The organism is Brevundimonas sp. TWP2-1 (genome assembly GCF_049897645.1).
Taxonomy (GTDB): domain Bacteria; phylum Pseudomonadota; class Alphaproteobacteria; order Caulobacterales; family Caulobacteraceae; genus Brevundimonas.
The window spans coordinates 1,171,576-1,192,854 of sequence record NZ_JAFCWR010000002.1; the positions used below are offsets into that span (position 1 = coordinate 1,171,576).

General features: G+C 58.2%; 16 protein-coding genes. 8 read left to right on the plus strand and 8 right to left on the minus strand.

Translation table 11 applies throughout. The features are described from left to right. Nucleotide 1: 1 nt before the first annotated feature. From ACP7BH_RS16115 to ACP7BH_RS16125, 3 genes are read right to left on the minus strand one after another with little or no spacing between them, the layout of a single operon-like run. Entirely contained in the window at nucleotides 2-1,240 is a 1,239-nt protein-coding gene (locus ACP7BH_RS16115) for a methyltransferase domain-containing protein (RefSeq protein WP_425986878.1), read from the minus strand. 51 nt (nucleotides 1,241-1,291) lie between these two features. Beyond that, a complete protein-coding gene (locus ACP7BH_RS16120; RefSeq protein ID WP_425986879.1) occupies nucleotides 1,292-2,200 on the minus strand; it encodes an NAD-dependent epimerase/dehydratase family protein in 909 nt (302 codons plus the stop codon). Nucleotides 2,201-2,202: 2 nt separating this feature from the next. Then, on the minus strand, nucleotides 2,203-5,463 hold the full coding sequence (locus tag ACP7BH_RS16125) for a glycosyltransferase (RefSeq protein ID WP_425986880.1): 3,261 nt from the start codon (nucleotides 5,461-5,463) through the stop codon (nucleotides 2,203-2,205). A gap of 125 nt (nucleotides 5,464-5,588) precedes the next feature. Here ACP7BH_RS16125 and rfbC point away from each other — a divergent pair, with 125 nt between their 5' ends. The 4 genes from rfbC to rfbA are packed head-to-tail and all read left to right on the plus strand — an operon-like array spanning nucleotide 5,589 to nucleotide 8,989. Beyond that, nucleotides 5,589-6,161 carry a dTDP-4-dehydrorhamnose 3,5-epimerase gene (rfbC, locus tag ACP7BH_RS16130; RefSeq protein WP_425986881.1) on the plus strand — a complete coding sequence of 191 codons (573 nt, stop codon included), beginning with the start codon at nucleotides 5,589-5,591 and terminating at the stop codon, nucleotides 6,159-6,161. Nucleotides 6,162-6,175: 14 nt separating this feature from the next. After that, a complete protein-coding gene (gene rfbB / locus ACP7BH_RS16135) occupies nucleotides 6,176-7,231 on the plus strand; it encodes a dTDP-glucose 4,6-dehydratase (RefSeq protein WP_425986882.1) in 1,056 nt (351 codons plus the stop codon). Further along, on the plus strand, nucleotides 7,224-8,126 hold the full coding sequence (rfbD, locus tag ACP7BH_RS16140) for a dTDP-4-dehydrorhamnose reductase (RefSeq protein WP_425986883.1): 903 nt from the start codon (nucleotides 7,224-7,226) through the stop codon (nucleotides 8,124-8,126). The genes rfbB and rfbD overlap by 8 nt, the downstream gene beginning before the upstream one ends. Further along, nucleotides 8,123-8,989 (plus strand): glucose-1-phosphate thymidylyltransferase RfbA, encoded by an 867-nt coding sequence (gene rfbA, locus ACP7BH_RS16145; protein WP_425986884.1) that lies wholly within the window; start codon nucleotides 8,123-8,125, stop codon nucleotides 8,987-8,989. Before rfbD ends, rfbA begins: the two co-directional genes overlap by 4 nt. 42 nt (nucleotides 8,990-9,031) lie before the next feature. On the opposite strand, the gene ACP7BH_RS16150 is transcribed toward rfbA, so the two are convergent. The 5 genes from ACP7BH_RS16150 to putA all read right to left on the minus strand — a co-directional run bounded on the left by ACP7BH_RS16150 (nucleotide 9,032) and on the right by putA (nucleotide 15,785). Continuing rightward, nucleotides 9,032-9,883: a hypothetical protein gene (locus tag ACP7BH_RS16150; RefSeq protein WP_425986885.1), complete on the minus strand. Its 852-nt coding sequence runs from the start codon at nucleotides 9,881-9,883 to the stop codon at nucleotides 9,032-9,034. A 5-nt stretch (nucleotides 9,884-9,888) separates the two neighbouring features. Next, complete coding sequence (locus tag ACP7BH_RS16155; protein WP_425986887.1) at nucleotides 9,889-10,560, minus strand: ABC transporter ATP-binding protein; 672 nt, start codon at nucleotides 10,558-10,560, stop codon at nucleotides 9,889-9,891. Then, the gene (locus tag ACP7BH_RS16160) at nucleotides 10,560-11,750 is read right to left on the minus strand and encodes a chain-length determining protein (RefSeq protein ID WP_425986889.1); all 1,191 of its coding nucleotides are present in this window, start codon (nucleotides 11,748-11,750) and stop codon (nucleotides 10,560-10,562) included. The genes ACP7BH_RS16155 and ACP7BH_RS16160 overlap by 1 nt, the downstream gene beginning before the upstream one ends. Next, nucleotides 11,751-12,530 carry an ABC transporter permease gene (locus ACP7BH_RS16165; protein WP_425986890.1) on the minus strand — a complete coding sequence of 260 codons (780 nt, stop codon included), beginning with the start codon at nucleotides 12,528-12,530 and terminating at the stop codon, nucleotides 11,751-11,753. It lies immediately after the preceding gene. 123 nt (nucleotides 12,531-12,653) lie between these two features. Further along, nucleotides 12,654-15,785 (minus strand): bifunctional proline dehydrogenase/L-glutamate gamma-semialdehyde dehydrogenase PutA, encoded by a 3,132-nt coding sequence (putA, locus tag ACP7BH_RS16170; RefSeq protein WP_425986891.1) that lies wholly within the window; start codon nucleotides 15,783-15,785, stop codon nucleotides 12,654-12,656. 109 nt (nucleotides 15,786-15,894) lie between these two features. Between putA and ACP7BH_RS16175 the strand changes: the two genes are divergently transcribed. From ACP7BH_RS16175 to ACP7BH_RS16190, 4 genes are all read left to right on the plus strand, one after another. Then, entirely contained in the window at nucleotides 15,895-16,356 is a 462-nt protein-coding gene (locus ACP7BH_RS16175; RefSeq protein WP_425986892.1) for an Lrp/AsnC ligand binding domain-containing protein, read from the plus strand. A 124-nt stretch (nucleotides 16,357-16,480) separates the two neighbouring features. Beyond that, nucleotides 16,481-18,547 carry a sugar phosphate nucleotidyltransferase gene (locus tag ACP7BH_RS16180; RefSeq protein ID WP_425986893.1) on the plus strand — a complete coding sequence of 689 codons (2,067 nt, stop codon included), beginning with the start codon at nucleotides 16,481-16,483 and terminating at the stop codon, nucleotides 18,545-18,547. Between the two features lie 108 nt (nucleotides 18,548-18,655). After that, nucleotides 18,656-19,741, plus strand: coding sequence for a glycosyltransferase family 4 protein (locus ACP7BH_RS16185; RefSeq protein ID WP_135194208.1), 1,086 nt, complete (start codon nucleotides 18,656-18,658; stop codon nucleotides 19,739-19,741). 10 nt (nucleotides 19,742-19,751) lie between these two features. Next, entirely contained in the window at nucleotides 19,752-21,251 is a 1,500-nt protein-coding gene (locus ACP7BH_RS16190) for a phosphomannomutase/phosphoglucomutase (protein WP_425986894.1), read from the plus strand. Nucleotides 21,252-21,279 lie beyond the last annotated feature (28 nt).

Here is a 21,279-nt window from a genome sequence, read left to right on the forward strand (position 1 = left end):
TCTAAGGTTGCTTGGGGCTCGCTCGCATCAAGACTCTTCGATTTATCCAGCGCCTGAATCTTTGAAGCTGCCATCTCGGCCCTTTTCTCGCTTGGCGCTGCCTTTCTAAATTTAGGCTAGCTTCATGCGCCTGGGATTGTTCAGCTAAAGAACCAAGCACTCGATCCCGCGTGTGTACCAAGCCCTCTGCATAGCCGTTCAGAACGTTCGCCGCTGCTCTAAACTCTTCGACATCCAAGGGATTGTTAACCAAGCTTCGCGCAAGTGTTGACTTTAGCCAACCCCGTTCTAGTTCGGGAATATCATAATCAAGCGGGCCTGCTCTCAGTTCAAAAAAATGTGAAACTTCATGATGGCGATGAATAACAGCCATTCTGGCCGAATAGAATTCGGCTCGCACTGTTCTCGACGAATGGTCAGATTTTTTCAAAAAATCATAACCATCTGGCTTCCTGGCGACCACCACGAAACTCGCGGCTAAAGCTCGTCTAGCGTACTCCGTCATGTATTGATCAGGACACCCATCGTGATCGGACAGATGCGCAAGAAATTCGGTGAGTGATCCAGTCTTGAGCGCAGTCGCCAATGAGGGAGGCAGGAATCCTAAATATCGCTCAACCTGAGTGTGTATAGCGTTAGATGGACCCGCATATTTTGGTACTTGCGAGTCTTCGAGAATGAAATCGTCGCAAAGAAGAGTTTCAACTGCCTGGGGCGTTAGATTAAAGTAATGGCTGGGAAATCCATGGTATCCCTGCATAAAAGCAGTGTCGATGACGAGCCTGCCCCCATCCTTCAAGACCCTTCTTGCTTCTTTTACAGATTTTATTGGGTCACGTAAGTGCTCAAACACCGCGCCAGAGACGACGAAATCTATGACTCCATCGGCAAACGGCAGAGCTTCGGCTTCAGCGACGATATCAACATTCTCGTTTGGTAGAACGTCCATCGATATCACGCGGCGATCAGATGCCGGTACATTTCCCGAACCTAGATGAAGACATACACCATCAGATGGGAGCCATTCAGGCGGATAGTAACTGTCAATATTTTGCGATATTACTTGTGCCGACGGCGCAGCCAGGTGAAACGGCTTAACATCTCTGACAAGGATCGGACGGCCAGCGACTACGGGATAACGGTGATCGCCGCTAACCAACCAGTCGCCTTCGATCTTCAGTTCACCTTTAGTGATAGGACAACGAAGTATTGGCAACATCTCTCCCAGACTTTTAGCCATCGGCTGTAACCTCTCTAAAAATCTAAGATAATTTCTTGGTGATACACAAATTTAGCGAGTTCGGCGCCGCTCACGCCACGTCCTCTCAATTCCTTGATCAAAATTGACCTTAGCGCTCCATCCCAACTGCGCGTGCGCCAAAGAGCAATCAAGGACATTTATAGGCACATCAGATTTTCGAGACGACTTGTAGATGACGTTAGAACTTATTCCCGACACCTTCTCGATCGCTGAGATGACTTCGTTTAATGTGCGGCCAATCCCAGATCCAATATTGTAGGTTTCATAGTCACCGCTATCATCCAAACATGTCGATATAGCCTCAACTACGTCATCTATGAATATGAAGTCTCTCACTATGCTACCGTCACCCCAAATCTCGATCGGCTCCCCGTTGCGGATGCGGTCAATGAATATGGGAATCACCCCCTGCGCCTTAGCCGCTGCTTGCGAGGGGCCAAAGGGGTTGGCGAGACGAAGGATCCGATGCTGCAAACCGAACTGATATTTATACACGGCGAGATAGCCCTCCAGAGAGGCTTTAACCGCACTGTACGCCGTCGTTGGACGCAGAAGCGCAGTCTCGGGCGTCGGCAGTAGATCAGGCGCTCCATAGATCGTTCCGCCAGATGACGTAAATATCACACGCTTAACAGACGCTTCGACGCACTTCTGAAAAAGCGCGACGCCGCCACGGAGATTCAGCTCCAGGTCCGCCAACACATCCCCATTGGAGTTTGCTGGTCCACTGGATGACGCGAGATGGACGCAAACATCAGCATCCTTGACTAGGGCAGAGATGGCGTCGGACTCCTGAAGCGTCCCGACCAACACCTCGGCGCCTTCGACGAATAATCCTGGCGCTCTTCGTAGACAGATGAGCGTATGGCCATCGGCTATGAGACGGCGGCACAGCGCTTTCCCAATAAATCCCCCACCACCAGTCACTGCGATCCGCATGGTTAGGCGCTCGCCGTTCTAACGGGCATCGCCAAAGCCGTATCAAGCCTTTTGGCGAAGCTATCGACCGTGAAGTTCTTGAGAAAGACTTTCCTTCCCGCTTTTCCGATCCGCGAACACGCTCCGTCGTCGGCCAGCAACCTCGTCAGCGCAGCGGCGATATCTTGGGGCGAGTTGTGTTCCAGGATCACCGCAGATACGCCGTCCTTAAGGTATGCCGACGTTCCCGTCTGGCGGCTTACGACAAGCGTCTTTGCGAAGGACAAGGCGTCTAGAGAGACCAAAGGCAGCGTGTCATCTCGTGATGGCACCAGAACGACATCACACTCACGCAATGAGGCTAGATACTCGCCGTATGATAACTCACCCTTCAAAGCGACCGTGGCCAAGCCCCGCGCCTTCTTGCCAACTGCATCTCGGAACCCCGCGTCCAAGGTCCGCCCGTATGCAACGAAGTGAATTCTCGACTGAACTTCAGGAGGCAGCAGCAGCATAGCTTTGACAGCGAGATCCTGCCCCTTTCTTGGCTCGTACGAACCGAACAGTCCCACCCTGATTTTTACTTGTGCCAAAGCATCAGACGCATCTTCCACGCCATACTCAAGGACAAGAGGGTCCGCGCCGTAGGGCTCGAGCGCTTCAGCGGCCAGGCGGCTGCCGGACCAGATTGCGGCCGGCTTGAGCAGTGCCTCCTTGAAACCAGGCTCGGCCGCAAAATGATCGACTAGGGCCGTCTCGTGAGTGTACCAATAGACAGGCACCAAATCGCTGATCGCGCTGACCGTACGCCAACACACGATCGTATTCGCAATCACGATGTCGAAGTGAGATAGCGGCGCGGTCGCTGCATCGTGCCCGGTTAAGATCAATTCATCCACGACAACCGCAATACCAGCATCAAGCAGGCGTTGCCGCATCGGGCCGTCAGTCGGAGAAAACACCACAACGAACATCCCACTGGACTTAAGCGTGACGGCCAAATCGAGCGCTACTTTTGGAGCTCCGCTTCCAGTCAAATCATGCGAAATGATCGCCACAGATCTCGAACTAGACGAATCATACGGCTCATCGTCAGGGAGAAGGAGACCGAATTCTTCTTGAGAATCAATATAGATTAAGTCTCGCATAGCTGGAGTAAAGAACGGATCTCTTGCGATAAACTGGCTCCAACGCCGCAATAAAAATACATCGGCTGTATCTTTTTTCTTCGGCGTTTTGACGTAGCTCTCGTCTCCAATAGACATATGACCAATATGCACCAACGTTGCGTGAGGATTATAGACGCAGCTATAGCCAGCCTCACGCGCCCTAAAGCATAGATCGACATCTGAGTGGTTTATCGGCGTGTTAAGGGCGTCATAACCGCCTATCTCGTTGAAGACATTGGCAGGCATCGCGAGCAACGCACCAATTATAACTGACACTTCCCTCACGCATTGCGCCATATTGAAATGGGCAGAAGTGTTGGAAGGATATGTGTGAAACGCCGTCCCCGTGAATCGCCGAACACCCGTGACTATGCCTGCATGCTGGATGGAGCCGTCCTCATACAGCAGCTTTGGCCCCACAACTCCCACACCAGGCAAAGCCAAATACTCTATGTGGCACTCAATCCAGTCAGGGGTTATGACACGGACGTCGTCGTTGAAAAATATCAGGTAGTCGCCAGCAGAGCTCGCTGCTCCGGCATTGCACTTCGCAGAAAAATTATAGGGCAAATCGTAAGCAGCCCATTTAACCGCAGTATTTGAAACCTCGCGCTTCAACTGATCGATAGTTTCCGATCTGGTGACTATGATTATTTCATAGTTCTTGTATGTGGACTTGCTCGTAATGGAATCGATAGTGGTCTTGATGTTTTCAATGTTGTCAGATGGGATTATGATCGACACTAGCGGGTGATCAATTTCAGAGCGGACCAACCGATTGCATGTCGGAAGCCCGACCGCTTCTCCTCCCCACCCCCTTCTATCGGCAGCATCCTGCAGGGCCGCCAAATTGCTGATGCGGGCATGAGGCTTCCCACCGGCCGCGCCCGACCCTTCGATTGCACGCCACCCATAAAGATAGCGCTCGACGTGAGCCACCTTAAGGTCCATCTCCGCCATGCGCAGCGCAAGGTCGTAGTCTTGCGAAAAGTCATACTGAGAACGGAAACCGCCAGCTTTCAAAACTGCCGAGCGCCGATAAAGCGTCAGGTGACCAGTATACATATAGTTCAAAAGAAACAGCGGCGACCAATCCGGCTTTGCAAAAAGCTCAGAAGGAACATTGCTCTCATCGACCTTAAATTCGTCGCTGTAGAGCCAGTCTGGGTCAGTTCTGTTTATCTCACGAACCATCTCTTCGAGAGCATCAGACGTTAGAATGTCATCGTTATCGACTAATGCGACATATCTTCCGGATGACATGGCCAATGCGTCATTAGATGCGGCCGATATCCCCCCGTTGTTCTGTCGCAACAGCACCTTGATACGTGGGTCGTGAGCTCCCAAACGCACCACAGCGTCTCTAGTCGATGCATTTGTGGAGCCGTCATCAACCAGACAAAGCTCCCAGTTTGCATACGTCTGGCGAAGAATTGAGTCCGCCATTTCAATAAGCCAACGCTCTTCAACGTTGTAGACGGGTGTCAAAATTGATATCAGCGGGCCGGTAAGGTCCACTGGCGGCATGTTGGCTAGCCTTGCCGAAATATCCGACATCTGCCGCGCCCGCTTTCGCTCCATCGGAGTCGCGTATACTGGCGCGGCAACGATGGCCGGGAGAGCCGCGGTATCAATTGCCTCCTCCGGCAAACTCGGTTGCGATTGATCCGGCTGATCTGCAGGAAGGATCGCGCGCGCCACATCGGCCGCAGCAAGAAGCGAACTAAGTTCGACATTTGCGTCTGTAATTGCCCCGCTCTGATGGGCCATCAAGTAAAATTTTGAGGCCTGCGGCAGGTCTCCTGCTCTTTTTGCTAGGTGACCGCGTGACATCATTAGATCAGGATCGTCCGATCTCAGTTCGGCTGCTTTGGCATACGCAGAACTCGCCGGGCCGATCTGACCCGCTTCCTTGAGCACATGCCCGAGCTGCACCCAGATTGCGTAGTCGCGCGGCCTGCGAAGAAGATGGCGCTGGTAATGAGAAGCAGCAGCTAGCCAATTTTTTTCTCCGCGTGCGAGATCGCCCTTTCGTCGCGCACTGCGCCCAATAGTTCCGCCACTCAGACGAGAGATTAGCCTGCGACCACGCGGCGGGATGACATTCAAGTTCATAAGTCTGTTTCTCCAGAGCGCACACAGCGCCGCGCACTCTGTGAAGGCTCTGCCATACACATTGACGCCGAGGTCGCATTTCGTTTAGGCCGTTGCAACCGACTTTATATCAATAGCGAGCGTTTATGCCCTGCCGCGTAATTTTTCTTCAGCCTCGCCGGTTTGGTGACGAACGGGGATGGTTTATGGAAACTTACTCTGAAGGGTCTGCGCTTGCGGCGGGTATTGATTCTCGCTTCGTGCAAGACAACCAGTCGTTTTCTGCCGCCGAAGGCACGATACGGGGCCTGCATTTCCAACGACCCCCATACGCCCAAGCCAAGCTTGTTCGCTGCGTGCGCGGGTCAATCATGGACTACGCCGTGGATGTGCGGCGCGGGTCGCCTACCTACGGGCAGTACGTCGCCGCAAAACTGACCGCAGAGGGCGGAGAGCAGTTGTTCGTTCCCATTGGGTTCGCGCATGGCTTCGTCACGCTCCAACCGGATGTCGAAATCGCCTACAAGGTGTCTAACGTCTATGCGCCGGACTGCGATGGAGGCATCGTCTGGAACGATCCGACAATCGGCATCGATTGGCCGTTGCCGGTTTCGGGCGCAGTCTTGTCTGACAAGGACAAGGTCCTCCCCACCCTGGCTGAATTCGACAGCCCCTTTGAGTATGATGGCTGGCCGCTTGAGCCGCTGCCCCTACTCTAACAGAAAGACCCCCAATGCGTATTCTGGTCACCGGCGGCGCCGGCTTCATTGGCTCGGCCCTCGTGCGGCGCTTGATCGAACACACGGATCACCAAGTTCTAGTGTTTGACAAGCTGACCTATGCTGGCGTGCTCAGTTCGCTTCAGACGGCGGCGTCCAGCGAGCGCTATTCCTTTGTTCAAGCCGACATCTGCGACGCCGAGGCCGTGTCAAAGGCCCTGCGTGAGTTCAAGCCCGATGTGGTCGCGCACCTGGCGGCCGAGAGCCATGTCGATCGTTCGATCGACGGCCCTGGCGAGTTCATCCAGACCAATATGGTCGGCACCTTTGTGATGCTAAACCAAACTCTCGGGTATTGGCGAGAATTGGATGAGACGGGCAAGGCGGCCTTCCGTTTCCACCATATATCGACCGATGAAGTATTCGGCTCTCTGGGCGAGGACGGCTTCTTCACAGAGACCACGCCCTATGATCCCCGATCGCCCTATTCTGCATCCAAGGCAGGGTCAGACCATCTGGTGCGCGCTTGGGGTCATACCTACGGCTTGCCGGTGTTGGTAACCAATTGCTCCAACAACTACGGCCCCTATCACTTCCCTGAAAAGCTGATCCCGCTGATCATCATCCGGGCCTTGAACGGCGAGCCCCTGCCGGTCTATGGCGACGGATCGAACGTGCGCGACTGGTTGTTCGTCGATGACCACGCCCGAGCACTGCAAGCCGTGTTTGAGACCGGCACTCCAGGCGAGACCTACAATGTCGGCGGAAACGCAGAGAAAAAGAACATCGATGTAGTCACAACCATCTGCTCCATCTTGGACCGGCTGCGGCCCAAGGCGGATGGTAAATACATCGACCAGATCACTTATGTGACAGACCGTCCAGGCCACGATCAGCGCTACGCTATCGACGCCTCGAAGATCCGATCAGAGCTTAATTGGACGCCGTCGGTGACCTTCGAGCAGGGTATCGAACAAACGGTGGCTTGGTACCTAGAGAACCAAGCCTGGTGGCAAGACATTCTGGACGCCCGCTATTCGACACAGCGTCTCGGCGTAGCCAATGCCTGATCCTGTACACATCCTAATCACAGGCGGCGCCGGCCAGGTGGGGCTCGAACTGCAGAGTGCCGACTGGCCTCAGGATGTGGTCCTCCACGCGCCGTCACGGGCCGAACTGGACTTGGGTGATGCCGGCTTAGTCCGCGCCGTTCTCGCCGCTACCCCATTCGCCGCCGTGATTAACTCCGGCGCTCACACCGCCGTAGATAAAGCCGAGACTGAGGTGGCAGTCGCTTTCGCGGCCAACGCCATGGGACCCGCCGTTCTGGCCGACGCGACGCGGGAGGCGGGCATCCCGTTGATCCAGGTCTCGACGGACTATGTGTTCGATGGGTCCAAGGATGGCCCGTATGTCGAGACGGATCCGGTGGGCCCGCTGGGCGTTTATGGCGCGTCCAAGTTGGCGGGCGAACTTGCAGTCCTCCAAGGCAATCCTCGGTCGGTCGTGTTGCGCACTGCTTGGGTTCTGAGCGTCCACAGAGCCAATTTCCTAAAAACCATGCTGCGCCTCGCTGCAGATCGGCCCGTATTGCGTGTCGTTGGCGACCAACACGGCTGCCCTACCTCGGCGCGCGACATTGCCGCCGCCCTGAAGACCGTCACATTAAAAATGATCGCTGACCCGCATGCGCCGACGGGAGTCTACCACTTCGTTAACACCGGCGACACGACCTGGGCGGGGCTAGCCTCTGAGATTTTTGCGCTCAGCGGCGCATCCGGCGGACCATCCGCGACCGTCGAAGCGATCGCCTCGCGCGAATACCCCACCCCGGCCAAGCGCCCGGCCAACTCGCGCTTGGCGACAGATAAATTAACCCGAGACTTCGCGATCACGCCTCGATCTTGGCAGGACGCCGTCGCAGAGATCGTCACCGAACTACACGCTGAAAGGACCTTCTCATGAAGGGAATCATCCTGGCCGGAGGTTCGGGCACCCGCCTGCACCCCATGACCTTGGTTACGTCAAAGCAGCTGATGCCGGTCTACGATAAGCCGATGATCTACTATCCGCTGTCAACCTTGATGCTGGCAGGCATCCGGGAGGTGCTCATTATCTCTACCCCCCGAGACATCCCTAGCTTCAAGACATTGCTTGGTGACGGCTCGCAGTGGGGAATGGAAATTCAGTACGCCGTTCAGCCCAGCCCAGATGGGCTGGCCCAAGCTTACCTCATCGGCGCGGATTTTGTCGGAGCCAATCCCTCGGCGCTCATCTTGGGGGACAACATTTTCTACGGCCACGGCATAAATAACCTCTTCACCAGCGCCATGGATCGGCCTGATGGGGCTACGGTGTTCGCGTATCACGTCAATGATCCGGAACGCTACGGAGTTGTCGAGTTCGACGAACATATGCGCGCCCTGTCCATCGAGGAGAAGCCGGCCGCGCCGCGTTCTAGCTGGGCTGTTACCGGTCTCTACTTTTATGATTCCGACGTGGTGAACGTCGTTCGAGACATCAAACCTTCACCGCGCGGTGAACTGGAGATTACCGACGTCAATCGCGTTTACCTCGAACATGGCAAGCTGTCGGTCGAGATTATGGGACGCGGCTACGCTTGGCTCGATACAGGAACACCGGACAGTCTGCTGGAAGCCGCTGAATTCGTACGGGTCTTGGAGAAACGCCAAGGCTTCAAGATCGCCTGTCCCGAAGAGGTGGCCTTCGAGAAAGGCTTCATCACTCAATCTGAGCTTGAGAAGATAGCCAATTTGGCTGGAAAAGGAACCTACGGCGAATACTTGAGAGCTTTGGTTTATCGCTGATTGCCGTTGACACAAAAGACCGCCCTCCGTCCACCTTCTACTTTACTTAGAATTGGGCGAACTCCTGATATAGCATCCGGCAAACACAACTTTGCCCTCAAATGCCGGATGCGTCAGAATCCTAAATTGTGCAGCGCCAATATTAGACCATTCCTTCCGTAACTTAACGTCATACCAACCTCGTTTTTTTATGACGCCACTCCACGAGACGATATCCACGCCCCCGACGCCCCAGTCGACTACCAGGTTAGCCTGTGAACCAAACGGGTCCACGAATATCTTTGCGTGAACTTCCCAGTATCCGGGTGGAAGATCTATATGTGGCCCATGGATTAGCCAGCGGCTGCGTCCTGTGAGATCAAACGCGACGCTGTTATTAAGGCGCTGGGCTGAGGAGTCAGTCTCAAATAGACTCAGAGGCCAGATAGTCTCCCCAGCAAACCCGGGTACATACATCGACAAAACGTCACAGCTTTGATTGGGCTCATCATTACGTTTTGGTTCAAACGTAAAACTTTCGAAGCCGTCAAGATATATAATATCTTTTCGAACATCAAAACATGGCGCGCCTAAAGACGACAGTAATGAAGATGCGGCGTGTTCGCTCGCCGTCCGCTGGATCGCTTCTTTTAAAGAGAGCCCATTTCTCTCAAAAAAGCTGACACCATTACCCGGGTCGTCGGAAACCACCATCCAAGGCGCTGGAGCAAAGGCATCTGCTGCATTCAACAGATTACAAAGTAAAAAGTCGGGCCGCTCACTCTCGAAATCCGATTTATTGAGCGAGGTATTTATTCTTGTGTCTAAAAAGTTGAACCCTGCTCCATTGGCCTTGGAGATGAATTCATCTACCCAAGAATCAGTGAAGCCTGAGCTAATAATAAATATATTCATTAATTCTATGCTCGAAGCCAACTATAAACGTCAATCGCCTCGTCAATATCATTAAATATTTTGGCTTGGCCGTTCTCAACGATCAACGCTCTGCTACAAAGGTTCCGAACCATAACCATGTCATGGGATGCCATTATAAATGCACGATTAGATCGGGTGTGAAAAAGCTCAGCATTACACTTGGCTTGAAACCGCGCATCACCAACGGAGACTAGCTCATCGATCAAGTAACAATCAAACTCGATGGCTAAGGATAAGCCGAATGCAAGCCTTGCTCTCATACCAGATGAGTAATGCTTCACAGGTTGCCGCAGGGCAATTCCTAGCTCCGCAAAATCATCAACTCGGTCTCTAAGTTCGCTATATTCCCGGTCGTAAACTCGCGCCAAGAAGCGAATGTTGTCTAGGCCGGACAAACTGCCTTGGAATCCCCCTCCGAATCCGATCGGCCAAGATGAGGTCATGGACCAATCTACTCGGCCCTCGTCCGGATCCAATATGCCGCCCAAAATCCGAATGAGCGTCGACTTGCCCTGGCCGTTACGGCCCAGCAGCGCCAATCGTTCGCTTTTCTTGACCGTAAAGCTGAGTTTTTGGAAAACAGGACTGCCTTTTTTCCCAGCGAAAGAGTGGCTCAGTCCAGTAACCGCCAAGCCGACCTCATCGTCTCGAAGCATCAACTCTGTCCATGCTCGCGTACTCCCGCCCACACCAACCAACCCACGCCGTACGTTATCAGACACGATGCAAAAATCGTCAGCAGCCTGAGCCATCTCTTTGGCAGAGAGGGTTCATCGGGAAGATTTGGATTTACTACGCGCTCTAGGTAAAGCTTCTTTCTAGTGGAATCGAGCTGAGCGGTATTGAGCGCAATACTAGCAGCGGACAGCTCTCGCTCTGCGAGCTCCCTTTCCAAGACCAGGCTTTCGTACTCACTGATCTTCCCTGATAGTGAAGAATTGTTGCCCGCAATTCGTCGCCGCTCTTCACTAACCTGCCCCTCAAACGCTGCAATTCGTCGATCTAGAGATGGCAACTGCGGGCTGTTGGGCGCTTCTTCGGCCAACTGCGATCGTTCTGCACGCAGGTTCGCCAGTGAAACCAGCAGTTCGCCGATAAGGTCTCCTCCCGCAAGTGCCTCGCGCTGCGGATCTATAATCTGCTCGCGGTTCCGAAAGGCGCTCAACTGAGTTTGCGCCGAGGTCAATCTATCACGCGCTTGCGCCTGCGCATCGATAGCGTTCGCGACTGCGTCCGTCCCTGCACGCGCATTAAGCCTATTTACTAAACCCTCACCACCCACGAGGAGCTGAGTGGCTGCCGCTTTGGCATCTTGAGGATTAAAGGCTCTTACTCGAATTGTGCTAATCCCAGTTGTAGAGTCGTAGCCTACAGTTACAAAGCGTTGAAATGCCTCAAATGTCCCTTCTTTAGTGCGCTCCTCCCAAGGCGATGGATACCTCGAGATGAAATCGGCACCCCTTCTGGATAGAAACCCATCCACATCCACTACCTTCGATAACTCTGCTACTCCGTCCCGAGATCGAATGTACTCATGCACTGCGAATGCATCAGTTTGGGTCGATGACAAACCCACACCCTGAAGAGCCACCCCGAGGGAAGACGGTTGGGCTTGGTTCGACGATCGAACAATGAACCTCGCCTCAGAGACATAGATCGGGCTGGCGATAAGAAAATAGTAGAACGCTCCGAGCGCAGTGGGGGCAACGACCACCGATGCAAAGGCCCAAGGGAACCGTCGTCTTTGACGCCGGCTATCCGTTGATGAACTCAGCGAATCCATGTCGCCAGCATAGGTGACTTGCGAGCCGCTCTGAATTTGATCTTGGTCGTGACGGTTAGGCATCTACTCGATATCCACCAATCGCTTCGCGCGTGCTAGCAATAAAAGGCCTATGAGATTGAGGAGCGTTCCCCAGGCCAAGGGATACCACCATGTGTAATAGGTTTTCACAAACTCACCGAACACGCCCGCACGCACCATCTCCACAGTATGTGGGATCGGCACCCACAACAGCACTTCTCTGTATCCAGTAGGAATAAAAGAAAGCATAAAGAATGCACCGGACAGCGGTATTAGAATATAAGTGATAACCGGGACTAGTCGCTCCACCACATCAGAGTAAAGCGCCATACCGCTCAGCGTCAATGCCAACCCCATGGAAAGCCAAGCCAGCGAGAACCAGCCAGCGTAAAGTATCATTGGGTCTGACGGCAGATGAACCTGGCCCATACCAAACAGTATGGCATAAACTATTATGAACGCGACTGTAGTACCTGCAAATTCTAATATGTTACGAGAAAGATATATATGCAGTATGCGGACACTTCTGTGATGAAGAAGACCTATGTTGGCTTGAAGCGCAGTTAAACTCATCGAAATGGCATGCCTAAGTAACAACAAGCAAACGTACCCTGTCATCACAAATGGCCCGACACGTATTCCATGTTCGTATTCCGGCTTGATCGCCGACCAAAGAACGAGAACACCAATACAGAACAATAGGGGCTCACCGACCAGCCAAAGAAATCCGATGCCCTCGCGACCATACCGGGTCACAATTTCGCGCATCATAAGCGCCCCGATAATACGCGCGTGTTTGGAAAGGGATTTAAACAGGTTCAAATCTCGCACTAGGGCAAAGAGATCGGCGCGTCTCCACAGGCGACGGCGCTGGCTAGGCTATTCCTGTTGCTTGTGCAACAGGCGATATTAAGGCGCAGACTGAGCCGTAAACCGCAGCATTAGCTATAGGTTCAGCAGCGCCGGATCCCCACCCTGCGCGGCGATGTTCACGCTGATCGCTTTTTCGGCCGCGTAGCGGATCAGGCTGTTAGGCCCGCCGGCCTTCGGCCCCGTGCCCGACAGGCCTTCCCCCCCAAAAGGCTGCACGCCGACGACGGCGCCGGTGATCGAGCGGTTGACGTAGACATTGCCGGCCGGAACCAGATCGACCACTTCGGCGGCGAAGGCTTCGATGCGGCTGTGGACGCCCAGGGTCAGGCCGTAGCCGCGCGCGGCCAGCTTGCCGGCGACCGCCTTCAGGTCGGACGGGGCGTAGCGGTAGATGTGCAGGATGGGACCGAACACCTCGCGCTCCAGGAAGTCGGGTGTGGGGATCTCGGCGATGGTGGGGGCGAACAGATCGCCCTTTTCGGCGCCCAGCGGCAGGTCGGCGCGGGCGATGATCTTCGCTTCCTTCGACAGGCGTTCGACGTGGGCTTCCAGGGCGCGGCGGGATTCCGGATCGATGACCGGGCCGATGTCGGTCTTCGGATCGGCGGGATCGCCGACGGTCTGGACGGCCAAGGCGCCCTTCAGGCCCTCGATCAGGGCATCGGCCGAATCCTTGGGCACATAGAGGACGCGCAGAGCTGAGCAGCGCTGGCCAGCCGAGCCGAAGGCCGACTGGATCACGTCGTCGATCACCTGTTCCTTCAGCGCCGTGGTGTCGATGAACATGCCGTTCAGGCCGCCGGTCTCGGCGATGAAGGGGATGATGGCGCCGGGGCGGGCGGCGATGGACCGGTTGATGGCGGCGGCCGTGTCGGTTCCGCCGGTGAAGGCGACACCATCGATTCCGGGGTGGGTGACCAGGGCCGCGCCCACCGTCTCGCCGCGCCCTGGAACCAGGGCCAGCAGGTCGGGGTTCAGCCCGGCCTTGTGATAGAGGCGTACGGCCTCGGAGGCGATCAGGGGGGTCTGTTCGGCGGGCTTGGCCAGGACCGCGTTGCCGGCGGCAAGGGCGGCGGCGATCTGGCCGGTGAAGATGGCCAGGGGGAAGTTCCACGGGCTGATGCATGCGAAGACGCCGCGTCCGTGCAGGAACAACTGGTTGGTCTCGCCGGTCGGTCCCTTCAGGGTCTGGGGGGCGGTGAAGTCGCGTTCGGCCAGCAGGGCGTAGTAGCGGCAGAAGTCGGCGGCCTCGCGCACCTCGGCGACGCCGTCGTTCAGGGTCTTGCCCGCCTCGCGGCTGAGCAGGGCGACCAGACGGTCCAGATCGGCCTCCAGCGCATCGGCCATGGCGCGCAAGGTCACGGCGCGTTTGCCGCCGCCCTGACGGTCCCATGTGACCTGGGCGTTGGCGGCGGCCTCGACGGCGGCGTCGATGTCAGCGGCTTCGGCCTCGGAGACATGGCCCAGCACCTGAGACCGGTCGAACGGATTGGTCACGGCCTGGGCGTTGATCCCGGCCCGCAGCTTGCCGCCGATGATGGGGCCGGAGGTCAGGGTCTCGCGATCCACGCTTTCCAGCGCCCGGGCGTGGGATTCACGGTCGGCGGCTTGGGAATAGTCGCGGCCGAGGGAGTTCTGACGATCGCCGTACATGTCTTGCGGAACCGGAATCTTGGGGTGACGGTCGGGCGCCTGCTCGACCAGGGAAATGGGATCGGCCGCGACGGTCGAGGCGGGCACGCGCTCGTCCAGCAGGGCGTGGACGAAGGATGAGTTGGCGCCGTTTTCCAGCAGGCGCCGAACCAGATAGGGCAGCAGTTCCTCATGCCCGCCGACGGGGGCATAGGCGCGGACGATAACCGTCTCGTCCGACCAGGCCTCGTGCGCCGCGTCGTAGAGCGCCTCGCCCATGCCGTGCAGGCGCTGGTGCTCCACCGTCACGCCCCGGTCGCGCGCCATGCGGCGCACGGCGGCCAGGGTGTGGGCGTTGTGGCTGGCGAACTGGGAATAGATCGCCGGCGCCGCCTCGATCATGGCCTTGGCGCAGACGAGATAGTTCAGGTCGGTCGCCGCCTTGGTCGTATAGACCGGATAGTCGGTGCGGCCGAAGACCTGGGCGCGCTTGATCTCAGTGTCCCAATAGGCGCCCTTGACCAGGCGCACCATCAGCCGCCGGCCCGAGCGGCGCGCCAGGTCGGCGACCCGTTCGATCGTCTCCTGGCCGCGCTTCTGATAGGCTTGAACCGCCAGACCCAGGCCGGTCCAGCCGCCCAGGCTGGGTTCATGCGCCAGCCGGTCCAGCAGTTTCAGCGACAGGGCCAGACGGTCCGCCTCTTCCGCGTCCATCGTGTAGTTGATGTCGTATTTGGCCGCGATCTGGGCTAGGCGCAGGATGCGGGGATACAGGGTCGCCCAGACGTCGTCCTCGTGCGTCGCCTCATAGCGGGGCGATAGGGCCGACAGTTTCACCGAGACGCCATGACCGTGCTCGGGCCCCTGGCCCTTGGACGTCTTGCCGACCGCCTCGATGGCGTCGGCGTAGATCTTCTCATAGCGGTCTGCGTCCGCAACGGTGCGGGCGCCTTCGCCCAACATGTCGAAGCTGCACAGCCAACCTTCCTTGTTCGACCGCTTCAGCGCGCCCTGGATGGTGCGGCCGACCACGAACTGCTCGCCCATGATCTTGACGGCGGTCGCCACGGCCTGGCGGATGACCGGCTCGCCCAGACGGCCGGCGATCCGTTTCAGGAAGCCGGGCAGGTCGCTGCGGGCCTCGTCGTCCACATCGACCAGTTTGCCGGTCAGCATCAGGCCCCAGGTCGAGGCGTTGACGAACAGGCTGTCGGACTGGCCAAGATGGCTGGCCCAGTCGGCGGATCCGATCTTCTCGGCGATCAGACGGTCGCGCGTCTCCTCGTCCGGAACGCGCAGGAGCGCCTCGGCCAGACACATCAGGGCCAGACCCTCGCGAGTGCCCAGGCTGAACTGCTGGAGGAAGCTCTCGACCACCCCCTGCTTCTTCTGGCTGCGACGGGCGTGTTCGACCAGAGCGGTGGCTTCGGCGACCACGGCGGCGCGCTCGGCGGCGTCTAGCGGCGTCCGCGCCAGGTTGGCGGCGACGGCCTCGCGCTCGTCGTGGAACTTGTGCGCATCCAGGCCGTCCCATGCGGCCAGGCTCGTGGGCGTAAAAACGGGCGAGGTCATCGGCGGAAAATCCTGTGGATTTCCGCCGTATAGGCCGGAGTTCATTGAAGGTGCTTCGTATGATACGAGATCAGGCCGAAGATCGTTCGGTTTGAGGTCCTGATTTCCGATGATCGATATAGACGCCGTCGACCGTCGCATTCTACGCGTGCTGCAAACCGACGGCCGGCTGTCCAACGCTGAGCTGGCGCGGCAGTGCAACCTGTCGCCCGCCGCCTGTTTCGAGCGGGTCCGCCGCCTGCGCGAAAAGAAGATCATCACCGGCTACGCCGCCATGATCGACCCGGCCAAGGTCGGCCGCGACCTGCTGATTTTTGTGGAAGTGCTGCTGGACCGCACCACCGGCGACGTCTTCGAAGCCTTCGCCGCCGCCGTCCGTAACCAGCCCGAAGTGCTGGAATGCCACATGGTCGCCGGCGGGTTTGATTACCTGATCAAGGCTCGGGTCGGCGACATGGACGCTTATCGCGCCTTTCTCGGCGACGTGCTGGTGCGCATGCCAGGCGTGCGGGAAACACGGACCTATGCGGTGCTGGAAGAGGTAAAATCAACGACGGTGCTGCCGCTCTGAGGCACGACCGGCGGGGCTACGAACAACCTCTGCGCACTTCTTTGCAATGATGGATTTGAGCGGCTTCGCAAACTAAAGACGCGTCCTACTGGACTTGCACGATCCAATCGGAGCAGCTTTGACCATGGCGATGATTTATCCGGTTATCATGTGCGGCGGGGCGGGCACGCGTCTCTGGCCCGCTTCTCGCCCCTCACGGCCCAAGCAGTTCATTCCGCTGGCCGGCAATCGGTCACTGTTTCAAGACGCGGTGGAGCGCGCCCTTCCGTTGATGGAGCAGGGCGGCGAACTGATTGTCGTGGGTGGAAAGCAACATCGCCTAGAGATTTTGGCCCAACTGGACGAGGTTGGCGCGAAGGCCACCATCTTCCTGGAGCCCGAGGGCCGCGATTCCGCCGCGGCAATGGCTGTCGCAGCCCTGTGGACCGCTCAACAGCACCCGCGAGCCGTCAATCTCTTCGTCGCCTCCGACCACCACATTCCCGACCATGGCGCATTTCACGCAGCAGTGCAGGAAGCCGCCGCAGCTGCAGACACGGGTCGCATCGTCACCCTGGGGGTCGTGCCCACAGAACCGTCCTCCGCCTACGGCTACATCGCACCGTCCGGGGCAGGCCTCACGGACGTCGCGGCCTTCGTCGAAAAGCCCGACGCCCTTACGGCCGAACGCCACATCCATAACGGCTATCTGTGGAACAGCGGCAACTTCATCGTGCGCGCAGATGTGCTGATCGAGGAACTGTCCCAACAGGCGCCAGCAGTCCTGATCGCGGCCAGAGACGCCCTGGAACACGCGGAATTCAACGGACGGTTCCGGTTACTCGGGTCGCAGTTCCTCAACGCTCCGACGATTTCGATCGACTATGCGGTGATGGAAAAGACAGGCCGGGCGTCGGTCCTTCCCGTGCGGTTCTCCTGGTCCGACTTGGGGGCCTGGGATGCCGTGCAAGCCTCCGGCGAAGGCAGCGTCGGGTTACATGTTCTGGAAGACTCGGAGGGTTGCCTGGTCCGGTCATCCGACGGTGTCATGGTCGCGGTTATCGGTCTGCGGGACGTGGGCGTCATCGTGGAACGAGACGCTGTTCTGGTCACCGACCTGAAGCGCAGCCAGGACGTCAGGAAGATCGTCGAACGGATCGGAAAACTATCGCCGTCGCATCTCGACTTTCCGGCTCTCACCCCTGAGTTGCTGAAAAGCGGTGCTGAGCGGCTGGCGACATGGTTGCGTCAGTCCGCGCTTCCCGTTTGGTGCACGTTGGGACAGGGGACGTCCGGAGCCTTCGAAGCACTTCTGAGCACGAGCGGGCGTCGCATTGCGACATCGCCAGTTCTGCAAGTCCAGGCGGCGCAGCTGGAAGCCTACGCCCTAGCCGGTCGCCAAGACTGGCCTGGGCCATGGCGGGCGGTGGTCGAAAAAGGTCTGCCGCACCTGCCATTGGACAGCGATCAATCCGAACTAGGCGATCATAGTGGCTTTCCTGTAGCCTTGGCGGCTATTTTCGCAGCGACAGGCGACCCCTCGGTGAAGCGCGACGCCACAACCCTTCGCGACCGTCTTATAGGCGACCAGACCTCCCCCCCCGACCAAGCGAAGTCTCTCATCCTGCTGGAAGGCGCGCTTGCTTGGGCAGGCATAAGCACCGACCCAGGCTGGCGGCGGACTGCAGACCAGATCGTCAGCCTGATGCAAGCCGCATCAGACATCGATCATCCGGCGTCGCCTGGCGACCTATTCTATCGGGCCTGGCTGCTGGCCCGCTACAGCCGATTGACATCCGACACTGCCTCACTCGTGAATGCCCGCAAGCTCTTCACGGCTGGGCTTCAAGGGATCGACTTGAACCGCGGAGTCGCCGTGGAGTCCGTCAGCGACCAAGGCCTCATCCAAAGGGGTCGCGCCCGGCTTTGGTCACAGACTCAATGGCTCAAGGCGTCATTGATCCTTGCGTCTATGGCTGACGACGCCCCCTGCGCGGCCTCGCTGGAACAGGCAGGGTGCGCGCTTCGCGCCGTATGGCTTTTCCTTACGCCTCAAGGCCTCTGGCGCGACGCCATGCTCGAAAGCGGCGACTTTATAGACGAACCATCACCGGCCTTATCGTTCCGCTCGATCATGACGGCTCATATCCAGCTTCGAGAAACGCTGGGGGCCTTGGCTCACGATGGAGACAATGCCCTTCGACTGTCCTGAGCCGAACGACAACCATACCGCGACGATGGAAATCGCTGTCTCGCCTTCGTCATTCGAACCGTCTAGAAGTTCCGCCCTTACTCAACGGCTCAGGGTCCGCCCGCCTCAATGCGCATCGTTCTGGCCACCGACGCCTGGGAACCTCAGGTCAATGGCGTCGTCCGCACCCTGACCCGCACGGTCGCGGAATGCCGCGGCATGGGCCATGAGGTCGAGGTCATCGAGCCTAGCCTGTTCAAGACTATTCCCTGCCCGACCTATCCGGAGATCCGGCTGGCCTTGGGTGCGGAGGAAGAGATTCGCGAAATGCTGCGCGCCTTCGAACCCGAAGCCGTCCATATCGCCACCGAGGGTCCGATCGGCATCGCCACGCGTCGCATCTGCGTGGAATGGAAGCTGCCCTTCACGACCAGCTACCACACCAAATTCCCCGAATATGTCTCGGCCCGTTTCCCGATCCCGGTCCAAGTCGGCTACGCCTATATGAAATGGTTCCATAAGCCGTCGGGTCGGCTGATGGTGGCGACACCGACCCTGCGCGACGAACTGGTCGAGCATGGGTTCAAGAATGTGTCTCCTTGGTCGCGAGGCGTCGACACGGACGTGTTCAATCCCGACCTGGAACGGATTTACGATGAGCTTGGGGGCAAGGACTGGCCCCGGCCGTTCTTCCTCAACGTCGGTCGCGTGGCGGTCGAGAAGAACATCGAATCTTTCCTTCAGCTCGATCTGCCCGGCACCAAGATCGTCGTCGGCGATGGACCCGCCCGCGCGGAGCTGCAGGAGAAGTATCCCGAGGCCAAATTCCTGGGCGCCCGGTTTGGTGACGAGCTGGCCCGCTGCTTCCGCGACGCCGACGTCTTCGTCTTCCCCAGCTGGACCGACACTTTCGGCCTAGTGATCCTGGAAGCCATGGCCGCCGGCACGCCGGTCGCCGCCTACCCCGCGCATGGCCCGATCGATATCATCCCCGGCTCGAACGCCGGGGCGATCGACAAGGACCTCAGGACCGCCTGCCTGGAGTGCCTCGAACTCGACCGCAAGGTCGTGCGCGCCTATGCGGAAAAGTTCAGCTGGCGCGCGTCAGCCGATCAGTTCGTCGAGAACCTGCAACCCTATCCCGAGCCGGAGCGCGGCCGTTTCTGGCGTCGCCTGCGCCGCATCGCCCGTATTCGCAAACGCGCCGCCGCCTGAGCCCCACAGAATGCTCAAGCCCCGGCAGGACCTCACGCCGAACACGGCGGATTATGAAAATCTGGCCTTTGTTAAGCCCACTGGTTTCCGCGAATACGATGCGCGTTGGATCCTGGAAAAGGAGATCAATCTCCTTGGCATTCAGGCGCTGGGACTGGGCCTAGCCACTTATGTCCACGAGATCGGCGTCGCGCCGAAGATCGTCACTGGCCATGATTTTCGCGGCTATAGCCTCAGCGTCAAACAGGCTCTGATCCTGGGCCTGCTGGAAGGCGGAATGGAGGTTCTGGACGTGGGTCTGGCCCTGTCGCCCATGGCCTATTTCGGCCAGTTCGAGCTGGACGCGCCCTGCGTCGCCATGGTCACCGCCAGCCACAACGAGAACGGCTGGACCGGCGTGAAGATGGGCGCCAACAAGCCCCTGACTTTCGGCCCCGAAGAAATGGGCCGGCTGAAAGAGATCGTGCTGAACGGCGAGGGCGTGGCCCGGTCAGGCGGCAAGCTGGTGCGGGTCGAGGACTTCCGCGAAACCTATGTCGCCGACGTCGCCTCCAAGGTTCAGATCAAGCGGCCGCTGAAGGTGGTCTGCGCCTGCGGCAACGGCACGGCCGGCGCCTTCGCCCCCGACGCGCTACGCCGCATGGGCGTCGAGGTGATCGAGATGGACACCGACCTCGACTACACCTTCCCCAAATACAATCCGAACCCGGAAGATCACGCCATGCTGGTGCAGATGGCCCAGAGGGTGCGCGAGACGGGCGCCGATCTGGCCCTGGGCTTCGATGGTGACGGCGACCGCTGCGGCGTGGTGGACGACACGGGCGAGGAGATCTTCGCCGACAAGATCGGCCTGATGCTGGCCCGCGACCTGTCCAAGGTCTATCCGGACAGCACCTTCGTCGTCGATGTGAAGTCGACCGGCCTCTACAAGACCGACGAGATCCTCAAGGCCAACGGCGCAGAGGTCGTCTACTGGAAGACGGGCCACTCCTACATCAAGCGCAAGACCGCCGAACTGGGCGCCTTGGCCGGGTTTGAGAAGTCAGGCCACTTCTTCATGGCCGGCGATCTGGGTCACGGCTATGATGACGGTCTTGTCGCGGCCGGCGCCGTCCTGGCCATGCTGGATCGCAATCCGGGCAAGAAACTGAGCGAGCTAAAGGCCGCCCTGCCGGACGCCTGGACCAGCCTGACCATGTCGCCCCATTGCGACGACGAGCTGAAGTACGGGGTGCTGGAGCGGATCGTGAAGGAATATTCGGATCTGGCGGCCGCAGGCGGCGAGATCCTGGGTCGTAAGATCCTTGAGGCCATCACCGTCAACGGCGTGCGGGTGCATCTGGAGGACGGATCCTGGGTCCTAGTCCGCGCCTCGTCGAACAAGCCGGAGCTGGTGGTCGTGGTCGAAAGCATGCGGTCGGAAGACGACATGCGCGACCTCTTCCGCAAGGAGATCAAACCCCGCCTTGCCGCCTATCCGGAAATCGGTGCCTTCAACCAGGAAATCTGAAAGATCACAGAGGGCTGAACCAATCGGC